This window comes from Streptomyces sp. KL109B, from assembly GCF_030766935.1.
GTDB lineage: Bacteria > Actinomycetota > Actinomycetes > Streptomycetales > Streptomycetaceae > Streptomyces.
The window spans coordinates 562,288-584,926 of sequence record NZ_JASERL010000005.1 but is presented as its reverse complement, the minus strand read 5'-3'; the positions used below and the strand labels follow the sequence as shown (position 1 = coordinate 584,926).

Here is a 22,639-nt window from a genome sequence, read left to right as displayed (position 1 = left end):
GTCACAGTTGGGCCACCTTCCGCTGCCGCACGAGGTGGATGAAGAGAAGCCCGCCGATGAACGACGTCACGATGCCGACCTCGATCTCGGACGGTGCCACGACGACCCGGCCCACCACGTCCGACAGGAGCAGCAGGGCGGGGGCGAACAGCGCGCAGTAGGGGAGCAGTCGGCGCGGGTCGGGGCCGCTGAACGCGCGCACCGCGTGCGGGATCATCAGGCCGATGAAGCCGATCGGCCCGCACACGGCGGTCGCGGCGCCGCACAGCAGCGTGATCGCGACGATCGACAGGATCCGGGTGCGGCGGATCGAGGTGCCGAGCGCCCGCGCATGGTCCTCGCCGAGCGAGAGCGCGCCCAGCGGCCGGGCCAGCGAGAACGCGAGAAGAGCGCCGACGACGAGCAACGGCAGCACGGTGACCAGGAGTTCGGGGTCCCGCTTGGCGAGCGTGCCGACCGACCAGTGCCGCATCGAGTCGAGCGAGCTGAGGTCCCACTGCTGGAGGCCGTTGACGTAGCCGAACAGGGCCGCGTTGACGGCGGTGCCGGCGAGCGCGAGGCGTACGGGGGTGGCGGAGCGGGCGCCGCCGAGCGCGTTCACGAGGGTCGCGGCGACGGCCGCGCCCGCGAGCGCGAACCACAAGTAGCCGCTGAACGAGGTGATTCCGAGCACGCCGATCGCCGTGACGACGGCCGCGGACGCGCCCGCGTTCACGCCGAGGAGGCCGGGGTCGGCCAGCGGATTGCGGGTCAGCGTCTGCATCACGCCGCCCGCGATCCCGAGCGCCGCGCCCGCCGCGATGCCGATGAGCGTCCTGGGGAGCCGCAGTTCACGAACGATGTTGTCGCTCGCGGAGCCAGAGGGTGCGAAAAGCCCGTGCCACACCTGGTCGAGCGGGATGTGCTCGGTGCCCACGGTGAGCGACAGGGCGGCCGTCGCGAGCAGTGCGGCGAGGCCGATGGGCACGGCCATGGCGTGGCGGGGGAGGTGTCGTATTCCGGCGAGCATGTGTTTAGCTTAGGCTAACCTAACCAAGTATGCTAACAATTCTGTTGCCAACACGAGGCAGAACAACGAGGAAAACGAGCAAGAGGAAGAGGGAGGGGGAGGCGTGGGCGTGATGTCCCTGGCCGCTCTGCCGGATCACCGGCCGGTACGCGTCACCGGGCCGCGCATCGCCCGGCTCCTTGACCGGGTCGCCGCCGCCGACGAGGCCCAACGCGCCCGCGCCGCCGAGGAGTTCTGGCAGGACGTCGCGGCCCGCGGTACCCCGCTCGTCGAGGCGCTCGACGACGCCCCCGACCATCGGGCGGTCACCTTCCTGTGGCGCGGTCACCGCGCCACCCGGCAGGTGCTGCTCATGGCGAACCGGCTCGTCGACCGCGCGAACCTGGCGGACTCCCTCATGGAGCACGTCCCCGGAACCGACATCTGGCACCTCGGCCTGCGGCTGCGCGCCGACCATCGCGGCTCGTACCGCATCGCCGCCGACGTCTCCACGAAGGAGCCGCCGACCGACCCGGAAGTGCTCCAGGCGCGGCTGCGGTCACTGGCCGCGCACGCGGCGCGCGATCCGCTCAACTCCGTGTCGATGCCTACGCGTTGGGGTGCCGGGGAGGCGTCCGTGTTCGCTCTGCCGGAGGCGCCCGCCCCGGCGTGGGGAGCGTTGCCGTCGGATGCCGTCGGTCGTGTCGAGCGGCACCGGATCGGGGCCGCCGCGCTCGGCGCGGGATTCGATGAGACGGGGCGCGATATATGGGGGTATTTGCCCGCTGCGTCGCACTGTGATGGTGAACCGCTCCCCGTGCTCGTGCTCTGTGACGGCGACATGTGGTTCGGTCGCGTAGGGCTTCAGCACATCCTCGACGCGCTGATCGCGGACGGGAAGCTGCCGCCCCTCGCCGTGCTCGCGCCCGACGCCGTCGACCGGCACGTACGCGGCCGTGAACTCGGCGCCCGCGACGCGTACGTGGAGTTCCTCGCCGACGAGCTGCTGCCCTGGGCGGCCGGGCGCTGGCCGCTCACCGTGGATCCAGCGCGCACCGTCGTCGCCGGTCAGAGCCTCGGTGGCATGGCGGCGCTGCACGCGGGGCGGCTGCGGCCCGAGCGGTTCGGGCATGTCGTCGCGCAGTCGCCCTCGTTGTGGTGGCGGCCGGGGCTGCCGCCGGGTGTCGTCCACAAACACGTCTTCGGTGTGCCGTGGCTCGTCGCCCAGTACGCGGCGGCCGAGCCGGTGCCGATCAGCGTGCACCTCGACGTAGGCCTGCACGAGGGGTCGATGGTCGACCACTGCCGGGCGCTCTACGACACCTTGCACTCCGCCCGGTACCGGGTGACGCGCGGCGAGTTCAACGGCGGGCACGACTACGCCTGTTGGCAGGTCGCGCTTGTGGACGCGCTTGTGCGGGTGTTCGCGCCTGCGCGTACCGACCCGGCTTCTTCTCGCTGACATCTGACATCTGACATCTGATATCCGATATCCGATGTCTTACATCTGACATAAGGAGCATTACGTACATGTCCACCCCTAGAGTCCGTCACGCCGCCCTGATAGCCACCGCCGCCGGTGCCCTGCTGCTGAGTGGTTGCGGCGACGACGCCGGTGGCGCCGCGACGGCCGGATCGGCGGCGAAGACGCGGCAGATCACCGACGCCCAAGGGCGTGCCGTCAAGGTGCCGAGCGCCCCGAAGAAGGTCGTCGCACTCAGCGAGCCGACCCTCGACGCCGCGCTCGCCCTCGGCGTCGAACCGGTCGGCACCACGGCGGGCCGCGGACAGAAGGGGGTCTCCTCCTACCTCGCCGACAAGGCGGCCACGTCGAAGGTCGTCGCGTCCGTCGCCGAGGCCGACATGGAGAAGCTGGCCGCGCTGCGGCCCGACCTGATCCTGCTCGACGAGACGACCGGCGCGAAGAAGTCCGTCGACAAACTCCAGGAGATCGCGCCGACCGTCGTCACCGCCAAGCTCAACGAGGACTGGAAGAAGGCGTTCACGGACACGGCCGACGCCCTCAACAAGAAGTCCGACGCCACGAAGTGGCTCGCCGACTTCGACGCGCGGGTCGCCGACACGAAGAAGAAGCTCGGCGACGAGGCGGGCAAGTCCGTCTCCGTCATCCGCTGGCAGAACGGCGCCCCGTCGGTCGTCGGCAAGGGCGAGGGGCACGTCGGGTCGACGCTCAAGGCGCTCGGCATGGAACGGCCCAAGGACCAGCAGGGCGCGAGCACCGGGCACAGCGAGCCGGTGTCCCTGGAGAAGCTGTCGACCATCGACGGCGACTGGCTGTTCCTCGGCGCGCTCGGCGGCGAGGCCGACGGCGAGAAGGCGTACGCCGAGGCCCAAAAGGTCGCGAACTTCGGCAAGTTGAAGGCCGAGAAGGACAAGCACGTCGTCGTCATCGACGGCTCGGCGTGGAACAGCGCCGGCGGGCCGCTCGCCGCGCGGAACGTCCTCGACGACATCGAGGGGGCGTTGGTCAAGTGATGACCGTGATGACTGGTCAGGAGCGGGACCTGGAAGGCCGGTTCGCCCTCGTCACGGGGGCGGGCCGGGGCATCGGTGAGGCGGTCGTCGCCGCGCTCGCCGGGCGCGGGGCGAGGGTGCTCGCCACGGATGTCGATGGCGAGGCCGTGGCGAAGGTGGCGGCTTCGTACGCCGAGGGGCAGGTGGTCGGGCGGGTGCTCGATGTCACTGACGCGGCGGCTGTCGAGGCGCTTGTCGCCGATGCGGAGAGCGGGCTCGGAGCGATCGATGTCGCCGTCAACGTCGCCGGGATCCTGCGGGGTTCGCCCGTCGTCGACCTCGACGACGAGGACTGGGCGGCCTGCTTCGGCGTCAACACCGACGGCGTCATGCGGGTCTCGCGGGCCGTCGCGCGCCGGATGGTGCGGCGGGGGAGCGGGAGCATCGTCACCGTCGCCTCCAACGCGGCCGGGATCCCCCGGCAGGGGATGGCGGCGTACGCGGCGTCCAAGGCGGCGACCGTGATGTTCAGCAAGTGCCTGGGGCTTGAGGTGGCCGCGCACGGGGTGCGGTGCAACACCGTGTGTCCTGGGTCGACGCTCACCGATATGCAGCGGGGCATGTGGGAGTCGGGGGCCGGGGAGCGGGATGTCCTCGAAGGGGACCTCGCGGCGTATCGGACCGGGATTCCGCTCGGGCGGATCGCCGAGCCGGGGGACATCGCGGAGGCGGTCGCGTTTCTCGCGTCGGAGCGGGCGCGGCACGTCACGATGCAGGACCTGTACGTCGATGGCGGTGCCACCCTCCGCGGGTGAGGCGGAGCCGTTCCCACGTCGCGGGGCGCTGCCCCGGACCCCGCTGCTCAATCGCCGCAGGGGCTTGATTTGGCCCGCTGCTCGTTGGTCGCAGGCCGCGGAGGCTTGATTTGGCCCGCTGCTCAATCGCCGCAGGGCTTGATTTGGCCCGCTGCCCGCAGGCCCCTTGGGCCCCGGCCTTGTTACGTATTCATCTTGGAGACAGTCATGACCACCGTTACCCGTCCCGGCGTGTCCGCGCCCCCGCTTGTGTCGCCCGGGGACGCCACCGTGCTTCTTGAGGAGTACGCGCCCGCCACCGACCGTTTGCTCGCCACCCCGTACCGCACCCTCCTCGGGCGCGGCGCCGTCGCCGAACTGCCGCACGGTGGTGGGGCGTTGAGTGAGCGGGTGCGGGCGTTGCTCGATGAGCGGCGGCGTGCCGGGGACGCGGATCCCGTCGTCATGGGCGCGTTGCCGTTCGACCCGGACGGGGTGCCCGCGCTCGCCGTGCCGGAGACCGTTCGGTGGGCGCCGCCGTTGCGGGAGGATCCGCTCATCGCGTTGCCCGTGCCGGCCACCGGTGACCGGTGGAGCGTGCGCGAGGTGCCGGAGCCGGAGGTGTACGGGGCCGCCGTCGCCGCGGCCGTCGAGCGGATGAAGGGCGGTGAGTTCGACAAGGTCGTGCTCGCCCGCACCCTTGAGCTGACCGCGCCGCAGGCCCCCGACCTCCCCGCCATGCTGCGCCGCCTCGCCCGCCGCGACCCGGCCGGCTACACCTTCGCGGTGCCCAGCGCCCCCGGCCGTACGCTCGTCGGCGCCAGCCCCGAACTCCTCGTGTCCCGCACCGGATCCACCCTCACCGCCAACCCGCTCGCCGGCTCCGCGCCCCGCAGCGCCGACCTCGCCGAGGACGTGCGCCGCGCCGCCGCGCTCCTCGAATCGGCGAAGGACCTGCACGAGCACGCCGTCGTGGTGGACGCGGTGCGCGCTGCCCTCGCCCCGTTCTGTGCCCGCATCGACGTGCCCGCCCGGCCCACCCTCGTCAGCACCGCCGCCATGTGGCACCTGTCCACCACCGTGACCGGCGAGCTCGCCGACCCCGAACACACCACCGCCCTCGACCTCGCGTCCGCCCTGCACCCCACCCCCGCCGTCTGCGGCACCCCCACCGGCCTCGCCCGCCAAGTCATCGCCGAGTCCGAGCCGTTCGACCGCGGCGCCTACACCGGCATGGTCGGCTGGCAGAACGCCGACGGCGACGGCGAATGGGTCGTCACCATCCGTTGCGCGGAGGCCGAGGGGCGGCTGCTGCGGCTGTTCGCGGGGGCCGGTGTCGTCGCCGAGTCCTCGCCCGCCGCCGAGACCGCCGAGACCGGCGCCAAGTTCCGTACGTTCCTCAACGCCGTGGGGGCGACCCTGTGACCACTGTCGACTCTCTTACGCCCGGCGTCGACGCGCCCACCTGGCCCGAGGAGTTCGCCGAGCGGTACCGCGCGGCCGGTTACTGGCGCGGCGAGACCTTCGGCGGCGTCCTGCGCGAGCGGGCCGCCGCTCATCCCGACCGGGTCGCGCTCGTCGACCCCGCCCCGAGCAGACGTACGTGGACCTACAAGCAACTCGACGAGCGTGTCGACGAGTTGGCCGCCGGGTTCGTGGCGCGGGGCGTGGGCAAGGGTGACCGGGTCGTCGTGCAGCTGCCGAACGTCGGTGAGTTCGTCGAGGTCGTCTTCGCGCTGTTCCGTATCGGTGCGCTGCCGGTGTACGCGTTGCCCGCGCACCGCGAGAGCGAGATCACGTACTTCTGCTCCTTCACCGAGGCCGTCGCCTATGTGATTCCCGAGCGGCACGCCGGGTTCGACCATCGGGCGCTCGCGAGCAAGGTGAAGGGTGAGGTTCCGACCCTCGAGCACGTCTTCGTCGTCGGTTCCGATATCGATACCGGTACCGATGCCGGTACCGATGCCGGTACTGATGCCGGGGAGCACACCCCGCTGAGTGAAGTGCCCGTAGCCGCAGTCGAGTTGGACGGGCCCGAGGCCCACCAGCTCGCCTTCCTCCAGCTCTCCGGTGGCACCACCGGGCGGCCGAAGCTGATTCCGCGTACTCACGACGACTACCTGTACTCGCTGTGGGGGTCGAACGAGATCTGCGGCGTCGACGCCGACACCCGGTTCCTCGTCGTGCTGCCCGCCGCGCACAACTACCCGATGAGCAGCCCGGGTTGGCTCGGCGTGCTGTACGCGGGCGGCACCGTCGTGCTGTCGCCCGCGCCCGACCCGGACACCGCGTTCCCGCTCGTCGCGAGCGAACGGATCACCATGACCGGGCTCGTGCCGCCGCTCGCCCATGTCTGGACGGAGTCCGCGAACGCGGCCGTACACGACCTGTCCAGCCTCGAACTCGTCCTCGTCGGCGGCGCCAAGTACAGCGAACAGGCCGCCCGGCGGCTCGAACCCGCCCTCGGCTGCCGCCTTATGCAGGTCTTCGGCATGGCGGAGGGGCTCGTCAACTACACGCGGCTCGACGACGATCCGGAGACCGTCGTCGCCACCCAGGGGCTGCCGATCTCCCCGGACGACGAGGTACGTGTCGTCGACGACGCCGACCAGGACGTCCCCGACGGCGACTTCGGGCACCTGCTCACCCGCGGCCCGTACACCATCCGCGGCTACTGGCGGGCCCCCGAGCACAACGCCCGCTCCTTCACCGCCGACGGCTTCTACCGCACCGGCGACATCGTGCGGCGCACCCCGACCGGACACCTCGTCGTCGAGGGCCGCGCCAAGGACCAGATCAACCGGGGCGGCGAGAAGATCGCCCCGGAGGAGGTCGAGAACATCCTCCTCGCCCACCCCGCCGTCCACGACGTGTCCGTCGTCGGCGTCCCCGACGAGTACCTCGGGGAGCGCTCCCTCGCGTACGTCATCCTGCGCGCGGACGCCGAACCCATGAAGTCCGTCGCCGTCAAGCGGTTCGTACGGGAGCGGGGTCTGGCCGCGTACAAGGTGCCCGACCTCGTCGAATTCGTCGACGCCTTCCCGCAGACCGGCATCGGCAAGATCAGCAAGAAGCACCAGCGGTCCACCGCTGAGCAGCACTGAGAGGTACCCCCACACCATGGCCCTGCCCGCCATCGCCGCCTACCCGCTCCCCACTCCCGAAGAACTCCCCGCGAACCGCGTCCCCTGGACCGTCGACCCGGCCCGCGCCGTGCTGCTCGTGCACGACCTCCAGCACCACTTCCTCGCCAAGTACCCGCAGTCCGAACAGCCGTTGACCGGCATGCTCGACAACACGGCGCGGCTGCTGAAGGAGAGCCGGAGCCTCGGCATACCCGTGTACTACTCCGCGCAGCGCGGCGGCCAGACCCCCGAGGAGCGCGGGCTGCAGCTCGACTTCTGGGGGCCCGGCGCCGCCGACGACCCCGCCGTGCTCGCCATGCCGGACGCCGTCGCGCCCGAGGACGGCGACACCGTCCTCACCAAGTGGAAGTACAGCGCGTTCGTCCGCACCGAACTCGAGTCCCTGATGCGGGAGTCGGGCCGCGACCAGCTCGTCGTCGTCGGCGTGTACGCGCACATCGGCGTCATGATCAGCGCCGCCGACGCGTGGATGCGGGACATCCAGGCGTTCGTCGTCGCCGACGCCGTCGCCGACTTCACCCGCGAGGACCACGACATGGCGCTGCGCTGGGCCGCGGGCCGCTGCGCCGTCGTCACCACCACCGACAGCCTCATCGAGGAGGTGCGGGCCGCATGACCACCCTGACCGTTCAGAAGATCCGCGAGGACGTCGCCGACTGCCTGGGCGAGGACGACCCCGCCGACATCCCCCTCGACGAGAACCTCGTCGACTACGGGCTCGACTCCGTGCGCGTCATGACGCTGCTCGAACGCTGGCGCCGGGACCACGGCGTCGAGGCCTCGTTCGTCGACCTCGCCGAGCAGCCGGCCATCGAGGCCTGGGTGAAGATCCTGGGGGTGGCCGCCTCGTGACCGCCCTGATCGACGAGTCCACCGGGTCCACCGGGTCCACCGGGTCCACCGGGTCCACCGAGTCCACCGGGTCCACCGAAGCCCGTGACCTCGTGCTGCCGCTCACCGCCGCCCAGTCCGGCATGTGGTTCGCGCAGGCCCTCGACCCGCTCAGCCCCGCGCAGAACACCGCCGAGTACCTGGAGATCGACGGCGAGCTCGACCCGGACCTCTTCGCCCGCGCCCTGCGCCGCGTCGTCACCGAGGCCGACGCGCTGCGCGTCCGCGTCGAGGACACCCCCGACGGGCCGCGTCAACGCGTGTGCGCGGACGTCGAGTTGCCGCTCACTGTGCGCACGGACCTGAGCGAGCGGGAGGCGCTGGAGTGGATGCGCGCCGACCTCGCCGAACCCTGCGACCTGGCCGCAGGACCGCTCTTCGGGCACGCCCTGTTCCGCGTGGGGGAGCGGCGCTGGCTCTGGTACCAGCGCATCCACCACCTCGTCATCGACGGCTTCGGCTACTCCCTCCTCGTACGCCGCACCGCCGAGGTCTACACGGCTCTCGTACGCGATGAGGAGCCCGGTCCGCGTCCCTTCGAGACGCTCGCCGACCTGCTGGCCGTCGACGCCGAGTACCGCTCGTCCGAGGACTTCGCCGCCGACCGCGCGCACTGGGGCGAGGCGTTCGCCGACCGCCCGGAGGCGCCCCGGCTCGCCGGGCGCGGCGCGCTGCCGTCCCGCTCGTTCCGGCGCCGCACGACACGGCTCGCGCCCGAAACGACGGCAGGGCTGAAGGAGCTCGCCGACCGCACCCGCGCCACCTGGCCCGACGTCCTCATCGCCGCGCAGGCCCTCTACACCTCCCGCGCCACCGGGCGCGCGGACGTCGTCCTCGGGCTGCCGATGATGGGCCGCATGGGCTCCGTCGCGCTGCGCGTGCCCGGCATGGTGATGAACGTGCTGCCGCTGCGGCTCACCGTCACCCCGGACGCCACCTTCGCCGGCCTCGTACGCCAAGTCGTCCTCGGCGTACGCCAGGTGAGGCGCCACCAGCGGTACCGCTACGAGGAGATCCGGCGCGACCTCGGCCTGCTCGGCGAGAGCCGGGGGCTCGTCGGACCGCTCGTCAACGTCATGCCGTTCGACTACGGCGCCGAGTTCGCGGGCGCCCCGGCCCGCGCCCACAACCTGTCGGCGGGCCCCGTCGACGACCTCACCGTCAACATCTACGACCGCGCCGACGGACGCGGCCTGCGCATCGACCACGACGGCAATCCCGCGCTCTACGAGGACGCCGAACTCGCCGCCCACCAGGCACGGTTCGTCGACCTCCTCGGTCGCCTCGCCGCCGCCGACCCGCTGCTCCCGCTCGCCACCCACACCATCGCCACACCCGCCGAACTCGCCCTCGTCCTCGACGAGTTCAACCGCACCGAGCGCGCCCTGCCGCCCACCACCCTCATCGGCCCGATCGAGGCGCAGGCCGCCCGCACCCCGGACGCGACGGCGCTCGTGTACGACGGCACAGTCCTCACGTACGCCCAACTGAACGCCCGCGCCAACCAGTTGGCGCGTCATCTGCAATCCCTGGGTGCCGCGCCCGGCCGTCTCGTCGCGGTCTCCGTGCCCCGCTCCGTCGAGCTGATCGTGGCGCTGCTCGCCGTCCTCAAGTCCGGCGCCGCCTACCTGCCGCTCGATCCGGACTACCCGGAGCAGCGCCTCACGTACATGCTCCAGGATGCCCGGCCCGTCTGCGCCGTCACGGATACCGAGGGGCGCCTCCCGGCCGACGCGGGCACCCCGCTCGTGGCCCTCGACGGCCTCGACCTCTCCGCGTACGCCACCGTCGACCCGGGCCGCGCGCTCACCCCCGCCCACCCCGCGTACGTCATCTACACCTCCGGCTCCACCGGGCGGCCCAAGGGCGTCGTCGTGCCGCACTCGGCGATCGACAACCGGCTGCGGTGGATGCAGCACGAGTACCGGATCGGGGCCGCCGACGTCGTCCTCCAGAAGACACCTTCGTCGTTCGACGTGTCGGTGTGGGAGTTCTTCTGGCCGCTGCGCGAGGGCGCCACGCTCGTCGTCGCCGAGCCCGGCGGCCACAAGGACCCCGCGTACCTGGCCCGCCTGATCCGCGAACAGGCCGTCACCACCTGCCACTTCGTGCCCTCGATGCTCCAGGTGTTCCTCGCGGAGGCGGACGCGGGCCGGTGCGCGGGCGCGCTGCGCCGCGTCTTCTGCAGCGGCGAGGCGCTGCCCCGCGACACGGCGAACGCCTTCGCCCGCACCCTGCCCGGCGTGGCGCTGCACAACCTGTACGGGCCGACGGAGGCCGCCGTCGACGTCACGTACCACGCCTGCGAACCGAACGGCACGGGCCCCGTGCCCATCGGCCGCCCGGTGTGGAACACCCGCCTGTACGTCCTCGACCCGGCCGGACAGCCGTGCCCACCAGGAGTGGTCGGCGAACTCCACCTGGCGGGACGGCAGTTGGCGGACGGCTACCTCAACCGTCCCGAACTGACCGAGGAACGCTTCGTGCCGAACCCCTTCGGCGGCGCCCGCATGTACCGCACCGGCGACCTCGCCCGCTGGACCGAACGCGGCGAGGTCGAGTACCTCGGCCGCACCGACCACCAGGTCAAGCTGCGCGGCCAGCGCATCGAACTCGGCGAGATCGAGGCCGAGTTGGCAGCGCAGTCGGGAGTGGACGGGGCCTGTGCGCTGGTCCTTGACGACCGCCTCGTCGGATACGTGACCGGGGAATCGCCCGACCCGGCGGCGATCCGCGCCGCGCTCTCCCGCGCCCTGCCCGAACACATGGTGCCCGCCGCGATCGTGCCGCTCGCCGCGTTCCCGCTCAGTCCGAGCGGCAAGCTGGAACGCCGCGAACTCCCGGCGCCCGTCTTCGCGGGCAGCGGGGCGAGGCGCCCGGCCACCGCGCGCGAGGAGACGCTCACCCGCCTCTTCGCGGAGGTGCTCGACGCCGAAGGGGCGGGCCCCGACGACGCGTTCTTCGACCTCGGCGGCACCTCACTGCTCGCCGTACGCCTCGTCAACCGGGTCCGTGAGGAACTCGGCGCGGAGCTGACCATCGGCTCCCTCTTCGCGGCCCCCACCCCCGCGGCCCTCGCCGCCCGCATCGACGACGCGGCACCGGTCGCCACCGACGCCCTCGGCGTCGTCCTCCCGCTGCGCCAGGAGGGCAGCCGCCCGCCGCTGTTCGCGATCCACCCGGCGGGCGGCATCTCCTGGTGCTACGCGGGGCTGACCGCGCGCCTCGGCCGCGAGCAGCCCGTCCACGGCCTCCAGGCCCGCGGCCTGACCTCCGACGCCCCGCTCCCGCAGACCCTGTGGGAACAGGCGGCGGACTACGTCGACGAGATACGCCGCGTCCAGCCGCACGGACCGTACCGGCTCATCGGCTGGTCGGTCGGCGGCATCCTCGCGCACACCGCCGCCGTACTGCTCCAGGAGGCGGGCGAAACGGTCGAACTCCTCGCCCTGCTCGACGCGTTCCCCGCCGAGCAGTGGCGCGAGCGCCCCGCCCCCGAGGAGGGCGACGCGCTCACCGCGGTGCTGCGCATGGCCGGCTTCGAGCGCACCGACGAGGCCACCCGCGAGGACGTCCTCGCCACCCTCCGCAAGGCGGGCAGCCCCCTCGCGGGCCTGGCGGACGGCACCCTCTCCCGGATCGTCGACATCGTCCCCAACCACGCCCGCATGATGCGCGCCCACGAACACCGCCGCTACGAGGGCGACGTCCTCTTCTTCACCGCGGCAGCCCCGCGCCCCGAGGACTGGCTGACCCGCGAGGCCTGGCGCCCGCACATCACGGGCCGCATCACCAACCACGATCTGCCGTGCACCCACCCGGAGTTGCTCAGGGAGGAGTACGTGGAGCGGATCGCCGAGGCCCTGACGTCGCGTTTGTAGGCTCCGGAGCGAGAATACTTTAGTGACCCTCTAGAAATCGCAAGATTGAAGAAGACAGCAGAACGCGGCCCTGTGACGATGAGCGGGTCAGCGTAACCGTCGGCCGAGCAAGGGCTCCCCACACCCGGGTCAAGGCCGGTTCCGCGAGTTCGTGCCGTATTCACACCGCGCATTCTTCGCCCGTCCACGACGTCCTCGCGTCGTGGGCGGGACGCGCCATGCGATGTTCAGGGGGACAGGCAATGGAGCACTTAATCGAGTATGCCGTCAACACGATCCGCGAGCGATATAACGAGCCACTGAGCCTCGACGAGCTGGCCCAGTCGGCCATGGTCAGCAAGTTCCACTTCCTGCGCACGTTCCGCCGCGTCACGGGAGTCACCCCCGGCCGCTTCCTCAGCGCCGTCCGGCTTCAGGAGGCCAAGCGACTCCTGCTCAGCACCCCCCTCAACGTCTCCAACATCTCGGTGCAGGTCGGCTACAGCAGCACGGGCAGCTTCACCCGACGCTTCACCGAGTCGGTGGGCTGCTCCCCGACCCAGTACCGCCAGCGCGCGCGGGGGCGGCTGCCGGACGTGGGCTGGGGCGAGGCGCCACCGGCGGGCGCGGGCGCCGGCACCGTCAGCGGGACCGTGGTGGTGCCAGGACCCGATGTGTCGGCGGTCTACCTCGGGGTCTTCGAGAGCCCCATCCTGGAGCGATGTCCCGCCGTCCGCATGGTCATCGCCGAGCCGGGCCCGTTCCAGCTGACCGGGGTGCCCGCGGGCACCTGGTTCATCCACGCCGTGAGCCACGGGACGTTCCCGGACGACGTCCCGTGCGCCAGTCGGCAGGACCTCTTCGTCGACACCGTCGGGCCGATCGTCACAGGGGGGAACACCGTGCTGCGGCAGGATCTCGTCCTGCAGCCACCGCGCTGGTACCACCCGCCCGTACTGCTGGCCCTGCCGGACCTCCTGGGCGAACCGGCGGCAGCCGCCTGACCCGGAGTCCGGGCAGCGGGCACGACCCAAGTCAACGGCCGGGCACCCCGGGTGCCCCGGCCCGTGAACCGACAGGTGATGGATGAACCGTACATCGGGCACGAGCACGAACAGGGCGGCCAGGATCGGGGCGGTCACCGCCCTCGCCGCGGGCCCACCGGGCACGGACCCGGCAGGCGTGGCGTCCTGGCACCGCCTCGACATCGAGGCGGGAGCGGACTGCGAGGCACTGCTCACCGACCTGGTGGCGCCCTGGGCCGAGGAGGCGTTCGACACCGGTGTCATCGAGGGCTGGGCGCTGGACCGGGCGGAGGAGACCCTGATCCTGGCCGTGCGCACCGGCGACGCCAAGGTGGTCACCGAGCTGCGCGAACTGCTGACGGAGGCCGTCGAGGAGTCCGGCGGACACGTCGCACAGGCAGCGCCGTCCGGGGAGACAGACTGGCCCACCGTGTGCCTGACCGCCGCGGCGACCCTGACCGTCGACACGATCAGGGCCACCCGGTCACGCCCCAAACGACTGTGGGCCGGCGTCGAGTTGATGCTGGCCGCCGCCGACGCGGCAGGCGCCGAACCGCTGGCCCGACTGCGCTGGCTGCGCGCCCACGCCGGCGGCCGGGGCGCCGCCGCAGCGGCCGAACGGGCCCGCCGCCGCGCCGAGGAGGACTTCCACCGCGACCAGATCGCGTGGCAGCGCCGATTCTCCGGTACCGCCGACGAGTTACGCGGCCCACGCGGTCGACCGGCCGCGTGGCGGGACATCTTCGCGACCGTCGTCCACTCCGGCGACGACGCCCTGCACACAGCGGTCGACCTGGCCGTCCGCCAACTCGGCCTGTCCACGGAGGAACGCGTGTACGTGGCCTGGCTGGCCTCGCTCGCCGCGCTGCCCGGCCCCCGGGAGCCGTACTTCCCGGACGGACTCGACGCCGTCGACCGGCGCTACCACGAGGACAGCAAGTTCGTCGCCGCGCGGGTGGCCGACCAGTGCCCCGACCACGCGCAGGCGGAGACCCGCGGCCGGCACCCCTTCGCCCCCGTCCTGGAGTCCGTCCCGCTGCCCGAGCCGCAGGCCCCGCCGGGAGCCGCGGCCCTCCCCGACGTACTGCTCGCGCGGCGCAGCCGCTACGGCACCTACCGGGGCCCGCTGAACCTCACCGAACTGTCCACCCTGCTGCACCACTCGGCCGCCGTCACCGCCGTGAAACGGATGAGCGAGGACCTCGCGTACCGCGTCCGCCCCTACCCGAGCGCCGGCACCCGCTATCCGCTGCAACTCGTCCTGTACTGCCACGACATCGTCGGCCTCGAACGCGGCACCTACCGCTACGAGCCCGAGGAGCACGCCCTCGAACTGCTCGACACCGAGGACATCTCCGCCGAACTGCGCCGCTGCGCCCCGGCCACCGACCCCGAGGTGCACACCTCGCCGAAGTCCGGCCGGAACATCGACGCGGCCGACTGCCCGCTGTGGATCCTCACCGTGGGCGACCTGACGTATCAGCGGCTGCACTACGGGCTGCGCTCCTACCGGCTGACGCTCCAGGAGAGCGGACACCTCGCGCAGAACCTGGCGCTCACCGCCACCTGGCTGGGCAAGTCCTCGGTCGGGCTGAGCAGTTACTACGACGACGCCCTCAACCAACTGGTGGGCGTGGACGGAATCAACTCGGCCGTCCTGTACCTGCACCTCGTCGGCTCCACGGCGCGGGACTGACCGAGCGCCGCGCCCCGCCCGTTCCGGGGGAGCGGACGGGCGGGGCGCGGACGTCACTCAGGGCCCTACCGGAAAGGTCAGTTCGGCGGGATGTTGTGGTTGATCCGGAAGACGTTGTCCGGGTCCCACTTCCGCTTGGCCTCGGTCAGCCGCGCCCAGTTGGCCTCCGTGAACGCGGAGCGGGTCCTGGCGGGATCGATGAGGAAGTTGAGGAACGTGCCCCCGGTGGCGTACGGCCGCAGCCGGGACGCGAGACCCTTCGTCCAGCCCGTCACCCCCTCCGCCGCCTGAGGCCCGGGGATCATCGCGGTGGTGATCACGGAGTACGGCGCATCGCGATGGGCCGCCGGACCCGCGTCGGGACCGGGCGCCGCCATGGCCCCTCCCCAGTGCCGGATCTCCACCGTGGACATGGGCGGCGCGGGCGAGTCGGCGCCCGCGGCGGCGACCATGACGTCCACGGCCTCCCGGGGCAGCTCGTGGAACAGGTCGATCTCCTGCGCCGCCACCATGGGCGGCGGGGGCGGACCGGCGATGGCGGTGCCGGACTGCGCGAACGGCATCTCCGCGATGCCGTTCATCAGCGGGGTGCCCCAGGTGTCCAGGAGCGGCTTCAACAGCCGCTCCCCCTCCGAGGCCGGCCCGTCGAAGCAGACCCGAAGACACAGGAACTGCTTGCCGCGCATCGGCTCCGGGATGGGCGGGCCGGGCGGCATCCGCATGAGAAGCACGGCCGTCGACATCTCGTCGGGCACCGTCGGCGCCCACTCCAGATAGCCCGCCAACCCCTCGCCACCGCGCTCGACGGGGAAGAACGCGGCACCCGCGTACACCGTGCGCACCGGATACAGCCGGATCGTGTACCGCGTCACCGCACCGAAGTTGCCGCTGCCGCCGCGCAACGCCCACAGCAGGTCCCGGTGGCTGTCGGCGTCGGCCGTGCGCAGAGTGCCGTCGGCACCCACGATCTCTGCCGAGAGCAGGCTGTCGGCGGCGAGCCCGTAACGGCGCGACAGCCAGCCGATGCCGCCGCCGAGGGTGAAGCCCAGCGCGCCGACCGACGACGTACCGGACAGCGGCGCGAGGCCGTGCGGGGCGGCGGCCGCGATCACGTCGGACCACAGCGCGCCCGGCTCGACCAGAGCGGTACGCGCCCCGGGGTCCACGACGACGCGGTTCAGCGAGGAGGTGCGCAGCAACAGCCCGCCGTCGGACGGGCGTACCGCGCCGTGCCCGGTGCTCTGCACCGCGAAGGGCACGTCCAGGTCCCGGGCGGCCCGCACGGCGGCCTGGATGTCCGCCGCCCCGGAGGCGACGGCGACGGCCGCGGGACGGGATTCCACGACGCGCATCCAGGCCAGCCGTTCCGTGTCGTACGGCTCGTTGCCCGGCAGGTGCAGGGCTCCGGAGAAGGAGTCGCCCAGCGCTCGGGCGACGCGCTCGCCGACGGGCTGTGGATCGGTCATCACGTTCTGGTCCTTTCGAGAACGGGTGGGTCTGTGGGAGAGGTGCCGTCTTCGGGCCCGGAGCCGTCCAGCGGGCCGGCCTGTGCCAGCCAGCCGGACAACTCCTCGGCCAGCAGGCCGAGTTCGTCGCCGGAGACGATCGAGTAGTGGTCGCGCGGGCGTCGCACCACCCGCAGGTCGTGGCAGAGTTCCGCCCAGTCCGCCGCCGGGTCGCCCGACCGGGCCTCCCCGTCGGCCACGACGAGCAGCGTGGGCAGCGCGCAGGGCAGCGGACGGTGGGCGGCGAGCAGCGCCAGGTTCCGCGTGTGCACCGCCGACAGCCGCAGATGGGCGGCCAGATCGACCTCCTGGGGCAGCAGCCCGTGAGCGACAGCGGCCGCCAGGGCCGCGGCCGGGGCCTCGTCGGCGGGCACGGCGCGCACGGCGTCGGCCACCGTGCCGGGCAGCCGCCCACCCGCGAGATCGCGCAGGAACTCCAGTTGCCGCTCGGCCGCGTCGGCGGGCACCCGGTGCTCGCGTACGACGCTGTCCACCATGACCACCCGGGCGTCCCCGCCCCGCTCGGCCAGCTGCCGGGCGACTTCCTGGGCCAGCACCCCGCCGAGCGACCAGCCGCCGAGCAGATACGGGCCCGCGGGCCGCAGCCTTTCCAGCTCCTCCCGGTAGCCGGCGGCCAGCGCGGCCAGATCCGGCACGTCCACCGTCTCCGGGCCGCCGCCGAGAGCCGGATGCTGGAAACCCAGCACCGGTCCCGGCCAGGCGCGGGCCAACGGCAGATAGCTGCTCACCGAGCCGCCGACGGGATGGAACAGCACCAACTCGGGCCCCGCGCCTTCGGACAGCGGCACCGCGCAGGAACGGGACCGCTCGCCGTCCGTGAGCCGGGCGCCGAGCGCCCGCAGCGTCGGGGCCTCGAAGACCTCGCCGAAGCCCAACTCCGCGCCGAACACCGTGCGGAGCCTGTTGACCAGCCGCAGCGCCAGCAGTGAGTTGCCGCCGAGCGCGAAGAAGTCGCTGTCCGGGCCGACGGACGGCACGTCGAGCAACTCGGCCCAGACCTCGGCCAGTTGCTTCAGGATCCGGTCGTCGAGCTCCGCCTCGGCCCCGGCGGGATCCGCGTCCTCGATCAGGGCCAGCGCGGCCCGCGCGTCCACCTTTCCGTTGGCGGTCAGCGGCAGCCGCCGCACCAGGTGGAGCCGGCCGGGAACCAGGTAGGACGGCAGCCGCTCGCGCAGATGGGTGGTCAGCTCGGCGGGCGCGGGCGGCTCGGACCCGGCGGGCACGACCAGCGCGACCAGCGTCTGCCCGCCTCCCGCGGCCGACACCGCGCACACCGCGCACTCCGCGACGCCCGGATGCTCGCGCAGGGCCGTCTCCACCTCGCCGGGCTCCACCCGGAACCCCTGGATCTTCAGCTGCCGGTCCTCCCGGCCGAGGAACTCGATGGTGCCGTCCGGCCAGTACCGCCCCAAGTCGCCCGTCCAGTACAGCCGTTCACCGGTGTGCGGGTGCGTCAGGAAGCGCTCGGCGGTCCGCTCGGCGTCCCCGGCGTAGCCGCGGGCGAGGCCGGTGCCGCCGATGTGGATACGCCCGGTGGCCCACGGCGGGCGCAGACCGAGGCGGTGGTCGAGCACCCGCATGGTCTGACCGGTCAGTGGCACGCCATAAGGGATGGACGGCCACCGCGGGTCGACCTCGTCGACCTCCTGCAGATTGGACCAGATCGCCGCTTCGGTCGCGCCGCCCATGGCCAGCACCCGGACGCCGGGCAGGCGGCGGCGCATCCGGTCCGGCAGCGTGGTGGGTATCCAGTCCCCGGAGAGCAGGAAGGCCCGCACCGGCGGCGTGTGCCCGTCCGGTTCGCTCTCCACCAGCTCCACCAGCATCTCGGCCAGCGCGGGCACCGAGTTCCACACCGTCACGCCGTGCCGGGCCGCGCACCGGGCCCAGCCCACCGGGTCCGGCCGGGAACCGGCGGCGGGCAGCACCAGGGCCGCGCCCGCCCCCAGCGTCGCGAAGACGTCCCACACCGACAGGTCGAAGCTGAGCGAGGAGATCCCGAAGACCCGGTCGTCGGGGCCGAGACCGATCCGGTCGCCCACGTCCACGACCGTGTTCAGCGCCGCCCGGTGCTCGACCACGACCCCCTTGGGAACGCCCGTGGACCCCGAGGTGTAGATGACGTACGCGACGTCGTGGGCGCCGCCGCGCCGCGCCCCGGCCGCCGGGGCCTCGTCGGTGGCGCTCTCGTCGACGCGCAACGCGCTTGCCGTGTCGGGCAGTTCCGGCTCGGTGTGGGACTGGGTCAGTACGACGGGCGATCCGCACGCGTCGAGCAGCCGGGCGATCCGCTCCGCCGGGAGCGAGGCGTCCACGGGGCAGTACGCGGCCCCGGCCCGCAGCACGCCGAGCACGGCGACGATCTGCTCCCAGCCCTTGGCCATCACGACCGGCACCACCGTGCCGGGCCCGGCCCCCCGCGCGGCGAGCCGGTCCGCGAGGGCGCCGGAGGCCCGGTCGAGCTCGCCGTAGGTGAGGGTGCGGCCCGCGGCGATCACGGCGGTGGCGTCCGGGCGCTGCCGCGCCTGCCTCAGGAACCCGTCCTCAAGGCGGCCCTCAGGGGCGGGGGCCGGCCGGTTGAGCGTCTCCACGGTGTCCCGGTGGCCGGGCGGCAGCAGTTCGGGGGTGAGGCCCCCGCCCTCGGGCCCCGACAACTCCTCCAACACCCTGCGGTACGTGTCGAACAAGGTCTGCGGCAGGCCCTCGGGGAAAGCCTCGTCGACCGTGTCCCAGACCAGTTCGACGCCGCCGTCCGGCGCGTCCTTGGTCTGGTTGTCGATCAGCACCTGCGGGGTGCGAAGGCCCGTGTGGACGGTGCGGCAGCGGGGCCCGGCGGCGGGGCGCTGTTCGGCGGGGCCGAGCATGCTGTTGAAGACGTACGGCAGCGCGGCGCTCGACGTCCAGCCCCGGCGGGCGGCCAGCTCCCGGGTGATCGCCACGGCGGAGACGTCCGCGTGCTCCAGGTCCCGCCACAGCCGCTTCTGCAAGGCGGCGGCCCGGGCCCAGAAGGTGTCCGCGGCTTCGAGGTCCACTTCGAGCGGCAGCGTGGCGCTGAACTGGCCGACCACACCGGCCGCTTCGGGGTGCTTGTTCGTCCAGTTCTGGTGCAGCACGTTGAGGCAGAACCTCGGGGCGGCCGCCCAGGCGCCGAGGGTCTCCGCGTACACGTGCAGCAGTCCGGTGGTCGGCAGCACGCGACGGGCGCGGAACGCGGCGCGCAGGCGCTGCCACTGGGCGCGGTCGAGGAAGAAGGAGCGCCGGGTCAGCCGCACCGGGTCGATCGTCGCGGGGCGTCGCGCCATCGGCAGCCCGGGAGCCTGCGGCAGATCGTCGAGGCGCGCCTGCCAGTAGTCCATGTGGGTCCGGTACTCGGGGGTGTCGACCCGGGCGGCAGCGGCGGCGACGCACTCCCGGAACGTGCCCCGTACCGGCGGCAGTTCCACGGCGGGGTCCAAGTACAGCTGCCACCACTCCCGTTCCAGCTGCCGGGTGGAGCCGGAGTCGAGCAGCAGCAGGCTCATCGCGAGGTGCAGTCGCACGCGGTGCCTGCGCAGCCGTACGGCGGTGATCTCGAAGAGCGGCCAGCCGGTCGGCGCAGGACCCTCGCCGCCCAACCGCTCCCGGGTGGCGGCGAGTACGGCCCGCTGCTCCTCGGGGTCCGCGCCGACGACGTCGATGGTCGTCAGCCGGAACGGTGTCACCTCGTCCGGGGCGAGCACCCGCTGACTGCCCTCGGGCAGCACCACGGTGCGCAGATGCTCGTGCCGGTCGACGAGCGACCGCACGGCGTGCTCGGCGCGCTCGGTGTCGAATCCGACCACGTCGAGCTCGTAGTAGAGGTTCGGTCTGAAGCCGCCGAGCTCCATCAGCGGGCTGGCGCCGACCAGATACGCGGCCTGGAGGTCGGTCAGCGGGAACGTGTGGTCGTGCGGTGACGTCATCGCGGGCCTCCGGCGGGCGGCGGACTGGTCGGGAACAGTTCCCGGGCCACGGTGGAGATCACCGGTTCCGGGTCCTGGTGGAGGAAGAAGTGGTCGCCCGGGAACAGCCGGACGGGGCAGTCGGCGCGGGTGTGCGCCTGCCAGGCCCGCAGTTCGGGCACGTGGGCCTCCGGGTCGGCCACGCCACCGAGCACCGTGATCGGGGTGCCGAGCGGCGGCCCCGGGCGGAAGCGGTACGTCTCGGAGACGGCGAAGTCGGCCCGCAGCCTCGGCAGGACCGCGGCGAGCACCTTGGGCCTGCCCATGAGCTCGTCCGGAGTGCCGTTCAACTCGGCGAGATGGGCGAGGAGTTCCTCGGCGGGCGCGGCGTGCACCGGCCTGCTCCGGGACGGCAGATGCGGCGCTCGACGCCCGGCGACCAGCAGCCGCACCGGCTGCGGAAGACCGCGCCTGGCCAGCTCCCGGCACACCTCGAAGGCCACCAGGGCGCCCATGCTGTGCCCGAACCAGGCGTGCGGGCGGTCCAGTTGTCCGGCGACGGCGTCGACCAGCGCGGGCACCAGCTCGCTCAGCCGGTCGTACGGACGCTCCCGCAGGCGGCTCTCCCGGCCGGGCAGCCGGACCGACACCACCTCGATGTCCGGGCTCAGGCGCAGCGCCCAGTGCCGGTAGACCGAGGCGCCGCCCCCGGTGTGGGGCAGGCAGAACAGCCGGGGGGCGGTGACAGGGGCGGGGGCCCAGACCGCGGTCCAGGCCGGTCGCGGACTCGTCAGCAAAGCCATGCGGCGGCCCTCTCGGCGATCATCAGGCAGGTCAGGTTGGTCGGGGCGCTGGGCATGCCGGGCATCACCGAGGCGTCCGCGACGTGCAGTCCCGCGAGGCCGCGCACGGCCAGGCGCTGGTCCACGACGGCGCCGGCGTCGTCGTCCGGCCCCATCCGGGCCGTGCCGACCGGGTGCCAGGCGGGGGCGACGACACTGGTCACGGCGCGGCGCAGCAGCGCGTCGGTGCCGACCATCCGCTCGGTCCACATCAGGGTCCGCTCCAGGTGCCGGCCGAGCTCGGGACGCCGGGCCAGTTCCCACACCCGGCGCGCGCCGCTCATCAGCACCGCCACGTCCTCCTCCGCGGTGGCGAGCCCCAGCTCGACCACCGGCTGCCCGCCGCGCAACGTGACGCTTCCACGGGAGCGCGGGCGCAGCAGTGTGGCGTGCACCGCCAGCGCGGGACGGCCGCGCAGCACGGCGGCGGCGCCCGGAACGGGCAGTCCTGCCAGGGTGTTCACCAGGGTGAGATTGAGATCGGGCAGTGCCGAGCCGACGCTGCTGACCCGGGCCAGCACCTGGTGCATCGGATCGTCGGGACCGGACACCCCCGCCCGCGTGACCGCCCACAGCGCGACCACCGGATGCTCGATCAGGTCACGGCCCACGCCCGGCAGGTCGACCACCGGACGGATGCCCCGCGCGCCCAGCTCATCGGCCCTGCCGATGCCCGAACGCAGCAGCACACACGCCGTGTTGACCGCCCCGGCGGTCAGCGTGACCTGCCCGGCGGACACTGTGAGCGGCCGGCCGGCGCGCACCGCCGTCACCCCGGTGGCCCGCCCGCCCGAGATCCGTACCTCCCGGACCTCGCAGTCCGTCCACACGGTCAGGTTGGGCCGGTCGAGGACGGGCCGCAGATACGCCTCGGCGGCCGAAACCCGCTGCCGGCCCACCGCGTTGAGGGGGATCGGACCGGCGCCGAGCGCGCCATCGGGGCTGTTCAGGTCGGGCGCCGACGGGATGCCGAGAGCGGCGGCGGCGCCCAGGAACGCGGTCGCGGCGGGCACCATGTCCTCGACCGGGGTACGCCGGACGGGCAGTGGCCCGTCCGGGCCGTGCCCGGGGCCCTTGAAGTCGGCGTCCGCCTCCAGCGCGGCGAACACCGGGCCCACCCGCTCCCAGGCCCACGCGTCGTTGCCCGCGGCGGCCCAGCCGTCGAAGTCGCCCGGCAGACCGCGCAGCGCCAACGCCCCATTGACCGCCGAGGACCCGCCGAGCACCTTGCCGACCGGGTACGGGTACGTCCGCCCCGGCGCGTCGTGCCGCCCGGCGTGCGCCGTCAGGTCCCAGTTGGCGCCGGACAGCACGGGCCGGTCGCCTGCCCCGGACCGTTCCCCGCCCGCCTCAAGGAGCAGCACCCGGCTCTCCGGCCGCTCGGAGAGCCGCGCCGCGAGGACACAGCCCGCGGAGCCGCCGCCGACCACGACGTGGTCCCATGCCGGGGACCGGCCGTTCACCGTACGCATGGCA

Annotated in this window: 15 protein-coding genes; 10 read left to right on the top strand and 5 right to left on the bottom strand. The window is 73.0% G+C overall.

The features are described 5' to 3' along the window. Nucleotide 1: 1 nt before the first annotated feature. On the bottom strand, nt 2-1,009 hold the full coding sequence (locus RBJ65_RS20555) for a FecCD family ABC transporter permease (RefSeq protein WP_372341443.1): 1,008 nt from the start codon (nt 1,007-1,009) through the stop codon (nt 2-4). A 112-nt stretch (nt 1,010-1,121) separates the two neighbouring features. On the opposite strand from RBJ65_RS20555, the gene fes reads away from it, so the two are divergent. The 10 genes from fes (at nt 1,122) to RBJ65_RS20505 (ending at nt 14,875) form a co-directional block, all read left to right on the top strand. Next, the gene (gene fes, locus RBJ65_RS20550; RefSeq protein ID WP_306323292.1) at nt 1,122-2,450 is read left to right on the top strand and encodes an enterochelin esterase; all 1,329 of its coding nucleotides are present in this window, start codon (nt 1,122-1,124) and stop codon (nt 2,448-2,450) included. A 68-nt stretch (nt 2,451-2,518) separates the two neighbouring features. Continuing rightward, nucleotides 2,519-3,484, top strand: coding sequence for an ABC transporter substrate-binding protein (locus tag RBJ65_RS20545; RefSeq protein ID WP_306323262.1), 966 nt, complete (start codon nt 2,519-2,521; stop codon nt 3,482-3,484). Between the two features lie 8 nt (nt 3,485-3,492). Continuing rightward, entirely contained in the window at nt 3,493-4,278 is a 786-nt protein-coding gene (locus tag RBJ65_RS20540) for a 2,3-dihydro-2,3-dihydroxybenzoate dehydrogenase (RefSeq protein WP_372341447.1), read from the top strand. Nucleotides 4,279-4,485: 207 nt separating this feature from the next. Continuing rightward, nucleotides 4,486-5,682 (top strand): isochorismate synthase, encoded by a 1,197-nt coding sequence (locus RBJ65_RS20535; RefSeq protein WP_306323264.1) that lies wholly within the window; start codon nt 4,486-4,488, stop codon nt 5,680-5,682. Beyond that, nucleotides 5,679-7,361, top strand: a complete 1,683-nt coding sequence (locus RBJ65_RS20530; protein WP_306323265.1) for a (2,3-dihydroxybenzoyl)adenylate synthase — start codon at nt 5,679-5,681, stop codon at nt 7,359-7,361. The genes RBJ65_RS20535 and RBJ65_RS20530 overlap by 4 nt, the downstream gene beginning before the upstream one ends. Before the next feature lie 16 nt (nt 7,362-7,377). Next, complete coding sequence (locus RBJ65_RS20525) at nt 7,378-8,019, top strand: isochorismatase family protein (RefSeq protein WP_306323266.1); 642 nt, start codon at nt 7,378-7,380, stop codon at nt 8,017-8,019. Further along, the gene (locus tag RBJ65_RS20520) at nt 8,016-8,255 is read left to right on the top strand and encodes a phosphopantetheine-binding protein (RefSeq protein WP_306323267.1); all 240 of its coding nucleotides are present in this window, start codon (nt 8,016-8,018) and stop codon (nt 8,253-8,255) included. Before RBJ65_RS20525 ends, RBJ65_RS20520 begins: the two co-directional genes overlap by 4 nt. 92 nt (nt 8,256-8,347) lie before the next feature. Next, complete coding sequence (locus RBJ65_RS20515; RefSeq protein ID WP_306323293.1) at nt 8,348-12,175, top strand: amino acid adenylation domain-containing protein; 3,828 nt, start codon at nt 8,348-8,350, stop codon at nt 12,173-12,175. Between the two features lie 242 nt (nt 12,176-12,417). Then, nucleotides 12,418-13,158, top strand: a complete 741-nt coding sequence (locus RBJ65_RS20510; protein ID WP_306323268.1) for a helix-turn-helix domain-containing protein — start codon at nt 12,418-12,420, stop codon at nt 13,156-13,158. Between the two features lie 82 nt (nt 13,159-13,240). Next, nucleotides 13,241-14,875 (top strand): SagB family peptide dehydrogenase, encoded by a 1,635-nt coding sequence (locus RBJ65_RS20505; RefSeq protein WP_306323269.1) that lies wholly within the window; start codon nt 13,241-13,243, stop codon nt 14,873-14,875. A gap of 77 nt (nt 14,876-14,952) precedes the next feature. Here RBJ65_RS20505 and RBJ65_RS20500 read toward each other — a convergent pair whose 3' ends face one another. The 4 genes from RBJ65_RS20500 to RBJ65_RS20485 are packed head-to-tail and all read right to left on the bottom strand — an operon-like array spanning nt 14,953 to nt 22,635. After that, a complete protein-coding gene (locus tag RBJ65_RS20500) occupies nt 14,953-16,341 on the bottom strand; it encodes an FAD-binding oxidoreductase (protein ID WP_306323270.1) in 1,389 nt (462 codons plus the stop codon). After that, complete coding sequence (locus tag RBJ65_RS20495) at nt 16,341-20,342, bottom strand: amino acid adenylation domain-containing protein (RefSeq protein ID WP_306323271.1); 4,002 nt, start codon at nt 20,340-20,342, stop codon at nt 16,341-16,343. Before RBJ65_RS20495 ends, RBJ65_RS20500 begins: the two co-directional genes overlap by 1 nt. Beyond that, the gene (locus RBJ65_RS20490; protein WP_306323272.1) at nt 20,339-21,124 is read right to left on the bottom strand and encodes a thioesterase II family protein; all 786 of its coding nucleotides are present in this window, start codon (nt 21,122-21,124) and stop codon (nt 20,339-20,341) included. The genes RBJ65_RS20495 and RBJ65_RS20490 overlap by 4 nt, the downstream gene beginning before the upstream one ends. Next, nucleotides 21,112-22,635: a GMC family oxidoreductase gene (locus tag RBJ65_RS20485; protein ID WP_306323273.1), complete on the bottom strand. Its 1,524-nt coding sequence runs from the start codon at nt 22,633-22,635 to the stop codon at nt 21,112-21,114. Before RBJ65_RS20485 ends, RBJ65_RS20490 begins: the two co-directional genes overlap by 13 nt. Between the last annotated feature and the right edge of the window lie 4 nt (nt 22,636-22,639).

Excerpts from the sequence above, each read along its gene's own strand:
- RBJ65_RS20555 (WP_372341443.1), bottom strand. The coding sequence starts at position 1,009 with ATGCTCGCCGGAATACGACACCTCCCCCGCCACGCCATGGCCGTGCCC.
- fes (WP_306323292.1), top strand. The coding sequence starts at position 1,122 with ATGTCCCTGGCCGCTCTGCCGGATCACCGGCCGGTACGCGTCACCGGG.
- RBJ65_RS20545 (WP_306323262.1), top strand. The coding sequence starts at position 2,519 with ATGTCCACCCCTAGAGTCCGTCACGCCGCCCTGATAGCCACCGCCGCC.
- RBJ65_RS20540 (WP_372341447.1), top strand. The coding sequence starts at position 3,493 with ATGACTGGTCAGGAGCGGGACCTGGAAGGCCGGTTCGCCCTCGTCACG.
- RBJ65_RS20535 (WP_306323264.1), top strand. The coding sequence starts at position 4,486 with ATGACCACCGTTACCCGTCCCGGCGTGTCCGCGCCCCCGCTTGTGTCG.
- RBJ65_RS20525 (WP_306323266.1), top strand. The coding sequence starts at position 7,378 with ATGGCCCTGCCCGCCATCGCCGCCTACCCGCTCCCCACTCCCGAAGAA.
- RBJ65_RS20520 (WP_306323267.1), top strand. The coding sequence starts at position 8,016 with ATGACCACCCTGACCGTTCAGAAGATCCGCGAGGACGTCGCCGACTGC.
- RBJ65_RS20510 (WP_306323268.1), top strand. The coding sequence starts at position 12,418 with ATGGAGCACTTAATCGAGTATGCCGTCAACACGATCCGCGAGCGATAT.
- RBJ65_RS20505 (WP_306323269.1), top strand. The coding sequence starts at position 13,241 with ATGAACCGTACATCGGGCACGAGCACGAACAGGGCGGCCAGGATCGGG.
- RBJ65_RS20500 (WP_306323270.1), bottom strand. The coding sequence starts at position 16,341 with ATGACCGATCCACAGCCCGTCGGCGAGCGCGTCGCCCGAGCGCTGGGC.
- RBJ65_RS20495 (WP_306323271.1), bottom strand. The coding sequence starts at position 20,342 with ATGACGTCACCGCACGACCACACGTTCCCGCTGACCGACCTCCAGGCC.
- RBJ65_RS20490 (WP_306323272.1), bottom strand. The coding sequence starts at position 21,124 with ATGGCTTTGCTGACGAGTCCGCGACCGGCCTGGACCGCGGTCTGGGCC.
- RBJ65_RS20485 (WP_306323273.1), bottom strand. The coding sequence starts at position 22,635 with ATGCGTACGGTGAACGGCCGGTCCCCGGCATGGGACCACGTCGTGGTC.